The 11,533-nt window shown below is 72.5% G+C and carries 10 protein-coding genes and 1 pseudogene; 5 read left to right on the forward strand and 6 right to left on the reverse strand.

From position 1 onward, the window contains the following. Nucleotides 1–6 precede the first annotated feature (6 nt). Both ACZ4NB_RS02205 and ACZ4NB_RS02210 read left to right on the forward strand, forming a co-directional pair. Nucleotides 7–672, forward strand: coding sequence for a pyridoxamine 5'-phosphate oxidase family protein (locus tag ACZ4NB_RS02205; RefSeq protein WP_467657712.1), 666 nt, complete (start codon nt 7–9; stop codon nt 670–672). A 9-nt stretch (nt 673–681) separates the two neighbouring features. After that, a complete protein-coding gene (locus ACZ4NB_RS02210) occupies nt 682–1,344 on the forward strand; it encodes an FMN-binding negative transcriptional regulator (protein WP_467657713.1) in 663 nt (220 codons plus the stop codon). Nucleotides 1,345–1,416: 72 nt separating this feature from the next. Here ACZ4NB_RS02210 and ACZ4NB_RS02215 read toward each other — a convergent pair whose 3' ends face one another. The 3 genes from ACZ4NB_RS02215 to ACZ4NB_RS02225 form a co-directional block, all read right to left on the reverse strand. Continuing rightward, nucleotides 1,417–2,400 (reverse strand): DMT family transporter, encoded by a 984-nt coding sequence (locus ACZ4NB_RS02215; protein ID WP_467657714.1) that lies wholly within the window; start codon nt 2,398–2,400, stop codon nt 1,417–1,419. Nucleotides 2,401–2,578: 178 nt separating this feature from the next. Next, nucleotides 2,579–3,742: an EamA family transporter gene (locus tag ACZ4NB_RS02220; RefSeq protein ID WP_467657715.1), complete on the reverse strand. Its 1,164-nt coding sequence runs from the start codon at nt 3,740–3,742 to the stop codon at nt 2,579–2,581. Nucleotides 3,743–3,791: 49 nt separating this feature from the next. Continuing rightward, nucleotides 3,792–4,322, reverse strand: a complete 531-nt coding sequence (locus tag ACZ4NB_RS02225; protein ID WP_467657717.1) for a peptidase — start codon at nt 4,320–4,322, stop codon at nt 3,792–3,794. A gap of 335 nt (nt 4,323–4,657) precedes the next feature. On the opposite strand from ACZ4NB_RS02225, the gene ACZ4NB_RS02230 reads away from it, so the two are divergent. Then, nucleotides 4,658–5,086 (forward strand): type II toxin-antitoxin system Rv0910 family toxin, encoded by a 429-nt coding sequence (locus ACZ4NB_RS02230; RefSeq protein ID WP_467657718.1) that lies wholly within the window; start codon nt 4,658–4,660, stop codon nt 5,084–5,086. 69 nt (nt 5,087–5,155) lie between these two features. Here ACZ4NB_RS02230 and ACZ4NB_RS02235 read toward each other — a convergent pair whose 3' ends face one another. Further along, on the reverse strand, nt 5,156–5,782 hold the full coding sequence (locus ACZ4NB_RS02235) for a PadR family transcriptional regulator (RefSeq protein ID WP_467657719.1): 627 nt from the start codon (nt 5,780–5,782) through the stop codon (nt 5,156–5,158). A gap of 186 nt (nt 5,783–5,968) precedes the next feature. On the opposite strand from ACZ4NB_RS02235, the gene ACZ4NB_RS02240 reads away from it, so the two are divergent. Beyond that, nucleotides 5,969–6,793 (forward strand): PhzF family phenazine biosynthesis protein, encoded by an 825-nt coding sequence (locus ACZ4NB_RS02240; RefSeq protein WP_467657720.1) that lies wholly within the window; start codon nt 5,969–5,971, stop codon nt 6,791–6,793. 94 nt (nt 6,794–6,887) lie between these two features. Here ACZ4NB_RS02240 and ACZ4NB_RS02245 read toward each other — a convergent pair whose 3' ends face one another. Beyond that, entirely contained in the window at nt 6,888–7,730 is an 843-nt protein-coding gene (locus tag ACZ4NB_RS02245; RefSeq protein WP_467657721.1) for a CPBP family intramembrane glutamic endopeptidase, read from the reverse strand. A 171-nt stretch (nt 7,731–7,901) separates the two neighbouring features. On the opposite strand from ACZ4NB_RS02245, the pseudogene ACZ4NB_RS02250 reads away from it, so the two are divergent. Then, nucleotides 7,902–9,409 (forward strand): annotated as a pseudogene (locus ACZ4NB_RS02250) (substrate-binding and VWA domain-containing protein). A gap of 58 nt (nt 9,410–9,467) precedes the next feature. Here ACZ4NB_RS02250 and ACZ4NB_RS02255 read toward each other — a convergent pair. Continuing rightward, on the reverse strand, nt 9,468–11,021 hold the full coding sequence (locus ACZ4NB_RS02255) for a glutamate-cysteine ligase family protein (RefSeq protein WP_467657723.1): 1,554 nt from the start codon (nt 11,019–11,021) through the stop codon (nt 9,468–9,470). Between the last annotated feature and the right edge of the window lie 512 nt (nt 11,022–11,533).

Consider the following 11,533-nt stretch of genomic DNA (forward strand, 5'->3'; position numbering starts at 1 on the left):
TTCGCAATGCCCGAAGCAGCGACGTACGAACCGACCGGCCGCACGACGCCCACCCGCGCCCGCGAGCGCGCCGCATACGACCACGAGACGGTGCACGGCATCCTCGACGCCGGGTACGTCTGCCATCTGGGCTTCGTCCGCGACGGCTCCCCGGTCGTGCTGCCGACGCTCTACGGCCGGATCGGCGACCGCCTCTACCTGCACGGCTCGACGGGCTCCCGCCCGCTGCGGATGGCCGGCGAGGCGCCCGACCCCGGACTCGCGGTCTGCGTCACGGTCACCCATGTCGACGGCCTGGTCCTGGCCCGCTCCGCCTTCCACCACTCCATCAACTACCGCTGCGTCGTGGTCCACGGCACCGCGTATCAGGTGACCGACGCGGAGGAGAAGACGGCCGCCCTCGACGCGCTCGTCGACCATGTGCTGCCCGGGCGCGCCGCGGACTCCCGCCCCGGCAACGCCAAGGAGCTGGCCGCCACCTCCGTGATCCGGCTCGACCTGCGCGAGGCATCCGCCAAGATCCGTACGGGCGGCCCCAACGACGAGCCCGAGGACCTCGCCCTGCCGTACTGGAGCGGCGTCCTTCCCGTGGCACCGGTGTACGGCGCCCCCATACCGTCCGACGACCTCGCGCCCGGTATCCCCGAGCCCGCGTACCTCACCGCCCGCTGAGGAGCCACCGTGCTGATCCACCCCTGGGACGCGCCCGGCGACGACGCCGAGTGGCAAGACTGGCTCGCGGCACACGACTTCGGGCAGCTGGCCACCAACGGCCCGCCCGGCGAGCCGCCGCTGGTGCAGCCGCTGCACTTCGCCTACGACCCGGAGCGCCGCGAGGCCGTCACGCATCTGGCCCGCCCCAACCCTCTCTGGCGCGCGCTGGCCGACCGCCCGACGGTCCTGTTGAGCGTGGTGGACGACTACACCTTCATCCCCGGCCCCTGGCAGGCGGCCGAGGACCAGCCGCCCGAACACGGCGTGCCCACCAGCTTCTACGCCGCGGTCCAGCTGACCTGCACCGCCCATGTCGTGGACGACCCGGAGGCCAAGGCGGCGCTGCTGGAGCGCCAGATGGGCCACTTCCAGCCGGACGGCGGCTCGGCTCCGGTCGCCGCGGGCGAGGAGCCGTACGGGCGGCTGCTCTCCGGCATCCGCGGTCTGCGCCTCGAAGTGCGGGAGGTACGCGCCAAGTTCAAGTACGGCGGCAAGCGGAGCGAGGCCGTCCAGCACCGTGTCTCGGAGCGCCTCGCCGAGCGCGGCCGCCCCGGGGACGCGGCGGCCCGCAGCCACCAGCAGCGCCGCCTGGCAGCGGCCTCGGCCACCGCGGGGACGCCCAGGCCCTGAAGGACCCGAGCACTCCGCCCGTCCCCGGTGGGCGGAGGTGCCCGGCCGCGGCAATCGGCCGGGCACCCGTCCTCAGCCCGCCACCGGAGCCGTGGACCGGGCGGCCGCCATCGCCCCGCGGGCCTCCGCCACCGCCAGCGCGGCGACCGCCGTCAGCAGCACGCCGGTTCCGACGGCCGTGGCCAGGGTGAGCCGCTCACCCAGGAAGAGCACCGCGATGCCCGCGGCCGCCACCGGCTCGATCAGCGAGATCACGGAGGCGGTCGCGGCCCGCACGACGGCCAGCCCCGCGAAGTACAGCCCATAGGCCAGCGCCGTCGGCACCGCCGCGATATAGCCCATCAGCCACAGGCTGCGCCCCAGATCGTGCACCTGGGGCCACAACCCCTCCACCACCGCGAGCGGCAGCAGGCACAGCGCGGCCACCGCGAACGCGCTGAGCGTCGAGGCGTACGGATCGCTGCCGCCGCCCTTGCCCAGCCGCCTGGTGGCCAGCGTCATCGCGGCGCAGCCGGCCGCCGACAGCAGGGCGTAGCCGACCCCGGCGGGACGGACGGTCGCGGCGCCGTCCGTCCCGCCGAGGACCAGGATCAGCAACCCGGTCAGCGCACCGGCGACGGCCGGCACTCCGCCCGCACCGAGCCGTTCGCCCATCGTCACGCGTGCCCCGATGGCGATGAGGACGGGGCCCGCCCCCATGGTGACGACGGTGCCCACAGCCAGGCCCGTGGCCTCGACGGCGGCGAAGTAGGCGGCCTGGAAGACGGCGAGGGCGATACCGGTCACGGCGATGCGCAGGGCGCGCCGGCGGATCGGCTCGTACACAGCGGGGGCGACGGGGGCGAGGGATCGGCGGCGGCGCAGCAGCGCCCGTATGGCGAGCAGCAGAAGCAGTCCGCCGAAGGTGCGCCAGAAGGTGAGGGCGATCGGGCCCAGTCCGCTGCCCCGGTAGAGCAGGGCCGCGGCCGCACCCGCGGTACCCCAGGCGGTCGCGGCGAAGGTGACGTACAGCAGCCCCCGGCCCACGGGCAGGGTGGCGGCAGAAGTGGCATGCATGGGAGGTGTGCTCCGGGAAATCCAGTACGGCGCGAGGCGCCGTGGAATGGTCGCGTGGTCCCGTGTGCAGGCAGCGACGAACAACCCGGGCACCTGCCCGGGTCTGGGTTTCCTCGGAGGCCGCCGCCCGCCTTACGCGGCGGGCGGGGGCAGCACGGTCGAATGCATGATCGCCACCCTACGTGGCGCGTGATCCGGCGGACAAGTCGTCCTCGGAGCCGGCCGGAGGCGCGGCGGCCACCGGCGCTGCGGTGCCCGCCGGAGCACCCGCCACCGCGAAATCCCCGCTCTCCGTCCCGGCTCCCGCCACCACTACGGACTGCGTCGTCTTCGGCTTGGCCGACTGCGCGATAAAGGCACCGCACAACACCACCGCCCCGCCCGCGATCTGCGGCGCGGAGAGATGCTCACCGAGCAGCACCCAGGCCAGGACCGTCGCGATGACCGCCTCCAGGCATGCGACCACGCCGGCCACCTGGGGCGAGAGCCGACGGATCGACACCACTCCGGTGAGGTAGGCGGCCACCGTCGCGACCAGCACGATCCAGGCCAGCAGCACGAAGGCCGGCAGCTGGGCGCCGTTCATCTCCGCGCTGCCGCCGAGCACCGACCAGTCCATGCCCCAGGGGCGGGCGATCACCGTGAGGACGACGGCACCGATGAGCAGGCCGTACGCGGCCACGCCGAGCGGGTCGGCGGAGTCCTCGTCGTCGGTGCCGTGGTCGGAGAGCACGAAGTAGCCGACCTGGCAGCAGGCCGCGCCGAGCGCGAGGGCCAGACCGACGACGTCGAAACTCAGCCCGGACCAGACCTCGACGACGCAGGCCAGGCCGCCGACGGCGAGTACCACGCCGACCGCGGCGGCGCGGGTGACCGGCCGCTTCTGGACGAAGCGGACCCAGCCCAGGACGAGGGCGGGAGCGAGGTATTCGATGAGCAGCGCGACGCCGACGGGGATGCGGGAGAGCGCGGCGAAGTAGCAGGCCTGTACGCCGGCCACGGCGAGCAGGCCGAAGCCGGCGAGCAGGGCGGGCCGGCGGCGCGGCAGGTCCCGGTGGCGCCAGGCGATCGGCAGCATCACCAGCGCGGCGCCGGCCACCCTCAGCCAGGTCACATGCAGCGGTGCGAGACCGGCCTCGATGAGCGGCTTGGCGGCGACGCCCGAACCCCCGAAGGCGAGGGCGGACAGCAGGGCGAGGCCCAGGCCCGCACCACGTCCCCGGGGCGCGCCGGCGCGGCCCGGCGCGGAACCGGACGACGGCTGCCCGGCAGCCGGGGACGCTGGTGTTGCCTGGCCCGGACCGGTCGCTGGACCGGCCGGGCTTCCCGAAGTCGCGTGCATCGGGTCATCATGACAGCCGCCGTCAGGAGCGCCACCCCCGATACCCCTGTCATTCCTGGCCCGGGCGCTCCCCGTCCAGCCGAGCGGCGAGCGCGGCGGTGTCGACGGAGGCCCGGTGCAGAACCTCCACGGCCCGGGATTCGGGGTCGTCCACCAGCGCGGCGAGCAGATCGAGGCAGCCGGCGCGGAGCGCGTAACGGGCGTGCGCGCGGTCGTGGGCGCCGTCCATGGCGGCGGCCGCGGCCGGCGACCATCCGGGGACGCCGCCCTCGGTGACCATGGGGACCGCGCCGGAGTCCTCGACGGTGCCGTGCCATTGGAGTCCGTAGCCGATGCTGCGCTGGACCAGGTAGCCGAGCAGCCGTGCCACCTGCGGCCCGCCGTCGAAGGCGGCGCGTACGGCGGGGTCCGATTCCAGCAGTCCGTGCAGCAGATGCGCGGTGTCGACCTGCCGGTCACCGTCGCGCGTGGCCCGCCTGCGGGCAGCGGAGACCACCGACGCGAGCTCGACGGTGAGCCGGCTGTCGAGGTCCTCCCGGGCGGAGCCGTCGCCGCCCCTGTACGCAGTACGGTTTTGCACAGCTCCCACCCCACCAGCCCCTGAAGCCGGGAACATCCCCGGCGGGAAGCATTTGCGCATCCCACGCTGGTTGGGGACGCCCCCGCCGGATCTCCTCCCTAGGGAGGAGATATCCCGCGGAGAAAATGCGGGGGAATCATGAAGGGCAGACATATGGGGCAGCCCTCCCGCGGTCCAGCAGATCCCTGCCACCCCCAGCCCGCCCCACCCCCGGAGCGGGCCACTCCCAGAAACTGACGAGCCATCAGCCAGACCGGCCCTCGCTATTGAACCTTCACCCCCGTACGGCTACGTTCCGCGGCACCAGCCAGGACCGTCACCGAAGGGGTGATCGCATGGCCGAAGTCACCGCCCAGACCCGTATCGAGGCACCGGCCGGGAAGATCTGGGACCGGCTCACCGACTTCGATGCGTACGGGGAGTGGAACGCCACCCACACCGACTTCCCCAAAGGCGGACCGAAGACGCTGGAGGCGGGCGCGTCCTACGAGGAGAACATGAAGCTGATGGGCTTCCCCGCGGAGGCCACCTGGACCGTCCAGGAGCTGGAACCGGGACGACTGCTCGACATCAAGGGCAAGGGCCCGATGGGCGTCAGCCTGGGCATGCGCTATGCGCTCACACCGGACGGCGAGGCGACGGCCGTACGGATCGACGGCACGTTCACCGGCGCCGCGGTCTCCCTGATGGCCGGCAAGCTCAAGGACTCGGCGGGCGCCGCGCTGAACGAGTCGCTGCGCAAGCTCGCCGGCCTGGTCTCCTGACTCTCCGGGGGCCGCCCCTTCCGTCCGGCCCCCGGAGACCGACCGCTTCTCGCACCGCCCCGCCCTCGCTCAGTCCTCTTCGGCAAGGATCAGATACAGCTCCTTGCGGGCCTTGTTGACCACCGCCATGGCCTTCTCCCGCTGCTCGGTGCTGCCGGTGGCCCACACCTGGCGGAACGCCTCGACCAGACCGCCGCCCGCCTTGCGTATCTCGTTCATCGCCTCCCAGTCGACGCCGCGGCCGGCGTCCTCCCAGGGGGCGTCGGGGCCGCTGTCGGCCTCGGCGCGGCCGGCATCCGTCAGCGAGAACAGCTTCTTGCCGCCCTCACTGGCGCTGGCGATCAGCCCCTCGTCCTCCAGGAGCTGCAGGGTCGGATAGACCGAGCCGGGGCTCGGCTTCCACGCCCCGCCGCTGCGCTCGGCGATCTCCTGGATCATTTCGTAGCCGTGCATCGGGCGGTCCTTGAGCAGCGCCAGTATCGAAGCGCGCACATCGCCGCGGCGCGCCCGGCCGCGCGGTCCGCCGCGCCCTCGACCGCCGCCGAAAGGCGGGCCTCCGAAGGGCGGACCGAAGGAGCCGAAAGCGGAACGCCGCCGCTCCCAGCCACCCCCGAATTCCCCGCGACCGCCGGAGCGGCCGGGTCCGCAGTAGTCGTGGCGATGCTCGTGCCCGTGGTCGTGTCCTTGGGAACGCATGTCGTTCTCCTTCTCCATCGTTGAGCTGTCGCGAATCTGTCGCGATACCTCAACGATATATCGGGACCGTTCGTCGAAGCAAGACCCCGAACTCCCTCCGCATGCGGTCGACGGGCCACCATCCATAGCCAATTTTCTGGAATTGGCCTTGGCCTGCGGCTGTGTGGCACCTCTACGCTCACGGCCATGAGGATTCGTATCGTCGACGCCTTCAGTGCGCGTCCGTTCACCGGCAACCCCGCGGGAGTCGTACTCCTCGACTCCGACGCGTTCCCCGATACCGCCTGGCTCCAGCAGGTCGCCACCGAGGTCAACCTCTCCGAGACCGCCTTCGCGCACCCGCTGCCCGAGGGCGGGGACGCCGACTGGGCGCTGCGCTGGCTCACCCCGGCCGCCGAGGTGAACATGTGCGGGCACGCCACTTTGGCCACCGCGCACGTTCTGCACACCACAGGGGCGGCCGCCTCCGGCACGGTCCGCTTCCGTACCCGCAGCGGGGTGCTGACCACGACGGCCGGCGACAACGGCACGATCACCATGGACTTCCCGACCGCGCCGCTGACGCCCGTAGAGGTACCGCCGCTCGTCGCGGACGCGCTGGGCGCCGAGATCCGCTCCGCCCACGACACCGGACCCGACGTCGGCGACCTCCTGGTCGAGCTGGCGGACGAGAGCTGTGTGCGGGCGCTGTCGCCGGACCACAGGGCGCTGGCCGGGCACGGCGGCCGAGGGGTGATCGCCACCGCGCGCGCCGAAGACCCGATCGGCGGCTACGACTTCGTCTCGCGCTGCTTCTTCCCGGCGGTGGGCATCGACGAGGACCCGGTAACGGGCAGCGCGCACACCGCGCTCGCCCCCTTCTGGTCGGCCCGTATGGGCCGCGACTCACTGATCGGGCTGCAGGGCTCGGCCCGTACCGGCTACGTCCGCACCGAGCTGCGCGGCGACCGTACCCTGCTCATCGGCTCGGCGGTCACCGTGATCGACGGCGAACTGCTGGTCAAGGACTGACACAAGAGCAGCCGGCCGACAATCGGGGGAACGGCAGCCGGCCGAGGGCCGAGGGAAGGAAAAGCGGGCGAGGGCATCGGCCCTCGCCCTCGCCTCACCCCGTAGGCAGCCACCCCACCTTGCCCGCCAGCAGGGCGAACCCGACGAAGGCCACGATGTCGATCAGGGCGTGCGCGGCGACCAGCGGCCCGACCCGGCCCCACCGCCGGTAGAGCAGGACGAAGAGCACGCCCATCACCATGTTGCCGACGAGGCCGCCGATGCCCTGGTAGAGGTGGTAGGAACCGCGCAGCACCGAGCTGGCCGCCAGCGCCGCCATCGGCGACCACCCCAACTGCCCCAGTCTGCGCAGCAGATACCCGACGACGATGACCTCCTCCAGGACGGCGTTCTGCACCGCGGAGGCGATCAGCACCGGGATCTTCCACCACACCTCGGGCAGCGCCTCGGGAATCACCGTCAGATTGAATCCGGCCTCCCGCGCACCCAGATAGAGCAGCAGACCGCTGCCCCCTATGGCGGCCGCCAGCGCGACGCCCCGGCTCAGATCGAAGCCGGGCCGCCGCCGGTCGAAGCCGATCGCCCGCAGTCCGCCGACCCGTTCACGCAGCAGCAGATGCGCGACCAGCGCCACGGGCACCAGCGCGCTCGCGATCCCGAACAGTTGCCAGGCGAGATCCAGCCACGGCCGGCCCGGCGCATGGGAGGCGTTGAGCGTCGCCGCCTGGTCCTTGAGACCGCCGGGCTTGGTCACCGACCCGATGAAGCTGATGAGCGCCGACAGCGCGCTGGCTCCCAGCGAGAGGGCCAGGACGATCAGCGTCTCGCTGCGCAGGACGCGCCGGGACGGCTCCTCGGCCGTCCCGGCCGCCGTCCCCGCACCGGGCCCTCGCCCCGGAACGTCCGCATCGGCCACGGGACTTGTCTCCGACTGCACGCTTCCTCCACTTCCGCATTACCGCCTCTTCGCCACCACCGCCCCGCTAGGGTCTCGACAGCAGGTACGAAGATCGCGCGCGACAGGCCGGGGACGGGCGCCATCCACGTGGCGCGCGGCCCCCTTCTCATCGCACCCGATCGAGCTCCGAGAAGGAGAGGCGCTACCGCAATGGGACGACACAGCTTGCCGGACGGCTCCGCACCGCGGCGCACGGGGTCCCGCCCCGGTGCACGTCGTCGCATCCTGGTCGTCTCCACCGGCCTGGCCCTGGCCGTCGGCGCCGGCTCCGTCGTCGCCCTGCGCGGCGATCTGCTCCCCTTCGGCGACCCGTGCGGCGACACGTCGGTGCGGCTCGACGTGGCCGCCTCGCCCGACATCGCCCCGGCGCTGGCGGCGGTGGCCGAGACGGCCCGTGAGGACGCGACACGCACCGACGGCCGGTGCCTCGACGTCAGGATCACCGCACGCCCCTCCCACGAGATCGCCGACTCCTTCGGGCAGCGTCCGGTCGACCCCGAGTTCCAGGTATGGATACCGGATGCGCAGCTCTGGGTGGACCGGGTCGACGCGGAGAGCGGCACCCCGTTGACCGCCGCCGACACCATCGCCTCGTCGCCGATCGCACTGGGCGCCGTCCCGAAGACCGCCAGGGCCCTGGGCTGGCCGAGAAAGAGCTACAGCTGGAACGAACTGACCCGGAAGGCGACATCCGGCGACGCACTGCGCCTGGGCGTGGCCGACCCGGCCCGCAGCGCCACCGGGCTGCTCGCCCTGGCCCGTATCCACGCCGCCGACACCGCCGGGGCCAAGGACGACGACGAGGCCGAAGTCCGCACCGCCGCCACGGCGAAGCTCCTCGCCCAGCGGGTCGCGGACGGCGACGGCCAGATACTGGCCACGCTGCCGGGCGACGACTCCGGTGCAGAGCAGGGCAATCCGCGCCGCAACCAGGCACTGCTGCTGTCCGAGCAGGCCGCCTACGTCCACAACACCCGCGGCGACGGCGGCCCGGGACTCAAGCTGTTCTACCCCAAGGACGGCACCGCCCGGCTCACCTACCCGTACACCCTGGTCGACGACGGCGCGCTCAGTCCCGAGCAGAGCCGCGCCGCCAACCGCTTCATGACGCTGCTGGGCGAGCCCGGCGGGCAGCGCACGCTGCGCGCGCACGGCTTCCGGCCCGGCAACGGCGCGGCGGTCGCCAAGGTGGTGGACACGGCCGGCGGGCGCGCCGCCCAGCGGTACTCCGCCACGCCGACCGGGACGGGGACGGCACCACCCACCGTGACGCGCTCGCCGCCGCGTTCGGCTCGCTGGCCCCGCTCCCCCATGGCGCCACCGGTCTGTACGACACCACGCTCGCCGCGTACCGAAGTGCCCGTGCGACGTATGCGAGCGGGAAGTTCAACGCGGTGGTCGTCGTCACCGACGGCGCCAACGACGACGCCGCCGGCATCTCTCTGAGCGCCCTGGTCGGCGAGCTGGAGAAGCTCTCCTCCCCGGCCCGTCCGGTACCGCTGATCGCCATCGCGATCGGCCCGGAGGCGGACGAGTCCGCCCTGGAGCGCATCGTGGCGCCCACCGGCGGCTCGGCGCACCGCGTCAGCGACCCGTCCCAGATCCACCGGGTGATCCTCAAGGCCATCATGGCGGCGGGCGGCACGGGACGGCGCTGAGGCCCCCACGCCGCCCGGTAGCGGGCCCGCCCGCACCGGCGGCCGGGCCCACCGCGCGCTACGCGCCGCCGGTCGCCGCCTGCCGCGGTCCCGGTACCGCCGGCCGCTCGCCGAGCGCCCAGGCCACCGGCCAGGTGTGCACCGGCTGGCCGGCGTGCATCAGCTCGCTGTAGCGCCGGGTCATCGCGGCGAGCGCAGCGTCCCGGCCCAGGCCCTGCCGCCGGGCGTGGTGATAGGCCGCGGCCTGCCAGGAAGCGCCGTTCACCCGGCGCCGGCAGCGCTCCTCGATGATGGCCAGATAGCGGTCGCGGTCGGCCGGTTCCACTCCCCAGGCGTCCAGCCCCCGGGCCGCCAGCGGCAGCAGCTCCTGGCGTACGAGCCGTACGACCGGGATCTCGGCGAGCGTGCCGGCGCGACCGGGACGCGGCCAGTGCAGGGTGGCGTCGATGCCGTGCCGGCAGGCGGTGTCGAAGTTCCGGGCCGCGGTGGCGAACGGAAGCCGCGACCATATGGGGCGCGGTTCCTCGGCCAGCGCCCGCACCACGCCGTAGTAGAAGGCGGTGTTGGCGATCACGTCGGCGACGGTGGGGCCGGCCGGCAGCACCCGGTTCTCGACCCTGAGGTGGGCGACACCGTCGGCGACCGCGTAGACGGGCCGGTTCCAGCGGTAGACCGTGCCGTTGTGCAGCACCAGTTCGGCCAGGTCCGGCACCCCGCCCTCATCCAGGACGCGCAGCGGCTCCTGCAGGCCGCACAGGGGCAGCAGCGGCGGAAAGAAGCGCAGGTTCTCCTCGAAGAGGTCGTATGCGGAGCTGATCCAGCGCTCACCGAACCACGTACGGGGGCGTACGCCCTGGGCCGTCAGCTCGGGCGCACGGGTGTCGGTGGCCTGCTGGAAGACCGGCGGCCGCGACTCGCGCCACAGCTCACGGCCGAAGAGGAACGGCGAGTTGGCGCCGACCGCCACCTGGACGGCGGCGATGGCTTGGGCCGCGTTCCAGACGGCGGCGAAGCGGCCGGGCGTCACCTGGAGGTGCAGCTGGACGGAGGTGCAGGCGGCCTCCGGCGCGATCGAGGGCGAGCGGGCGACCAGGTGCTCGACGCCCTGGATGTCGAGTGCGAAGTCCTCGCCGCGGGCCGCCCTCATCTGCTCGTTGAGCAGCACATAGCGGTCGTTCTCGGAGAGGCTGGCCGCCGTGAGGTCGTCGGCGTGCAGGGTCGGCAGAATGCCGATCATCACGATCCTGGCGGCGACCTCGCGGGCTTTCCTTTCCGCGTAGGCCAGACCCGTACGGAGTTCCTCGGCGAGCTGGTCCAGGACATGGCCGGACAAGCGGTGCGGCAGGATGTTGACTTCCAGGTTGCACTGCGCGAGTTCGGTCTGGAAATCACGGCTGGCGATGCGTTCGAGAACCTGGGAGTTCATCATGCGGGGCAGGCCGTCGGGGCCGGCCAGATTGAGCTCTATCTCCAGGCCCATGAGATTCCTGGGCCGATCGAACCGCTTCTCCGCCAGAAGCCTCTGCAAGCCCTCCAGACACTCGTGCAGCTTTCTTCGATAACGCTCCCGGTCCGCCAGGTCGATCCCGCCCGCGGCGACCTTCTCCCCCATCGAAGGGTCCCTCCTTGACTGAACGGCCCGCCGCCACGGGCCGCTTGGGGCCGTCCCCGACACGCCGGGGCTCGCGCTACGGTCGATGATGCCCCGGCAATCTGATCGATAACGCCTCAGGGGCGTGCCGGTACCGATAGGCTCGAAGTGGTGCGGCGTCCGGCACCTTCCCCCGGCATATCCAGCTGGCCATCGCCGTTCGCATTTCACTCGTGAAATTCACCGACGAGATCCGGCCTACCGCACCGGAGTGCAATGACGAGGTGGCGTCACAAAGGCACCGTACAAAGCGGTGAAAAACACCTCGTGCGAGGGTCTGGATTCCGCCTTGCCGTAAATCCGCAAGGCAGGTAGCCGAAACACTTTCAGAACATACGTCGTATAAACTCCCGCTTACGAGGCAGAGAGTTGACGCCCAGCGTCGTGGTGATTTCGCCGGTGCTGGGGCGCAGCGGCCAGGGCGTGCCCGGTGGGGGTGTCCTGGGAGGGGCGCCATTTCCCCCCCCCGGACA

This window comes from Streptomyces sp. NPDC026575 (genome assembly GCF_055567415.1).

Coding starts and splice junctions, on each gene's coding strand:
- ACZ4NB_RS02205 (WP_467657712.1), top strand. CDS start 7: ATGCCCGAAGCAGCGACGTACGAACCGACCGGCCGCACGACGCCCACC.
- ACZ4NB_RS02215 (WP_467657714.1), bottom strand. CDS start 2,400: ATGCATGCCACTTCTGCCGCCACCCTGCCCGTGGGCCGGGGGCTGCTG.
- ACZ4NB_RS02240 (WP_467657720.1), top strand. CDS start 5,969: ATGAGGATTCGTATCGTCGACGCCTTCAGTGCGCGTCCGTTCACCGGC.
- ACZ4NB_RS02235 (WP_467657719.1), bottom strand. CDS start 5,782: ATGCGTTCCCAAGGACACGACCACGGGCACGAGCATCGCCACGACTAC.
- ACZ4NB_RS02255 (WP_467657723.1), bottom strand. CDS start 11,021: ATGGGGGAGAAGGTCGCCGCGGGCGGGATCGACCTGGCGGACCGGGAG.
- ACZ4NB_RS02220 (WP_467657715.1), bottom strand. CDS start 3,742: ATGCACGCGACTTCGGGAAGCCCGGCCGGTCCAGCGACCGGTCCGGGC.
- ACZ4NB_RS02230 (WP_467657718.1), top strand. CDS start 4,658: ATGGCCGAAGTCACCGCCCAGACCCGTATCGAGGCACCGGCCGGGAAG.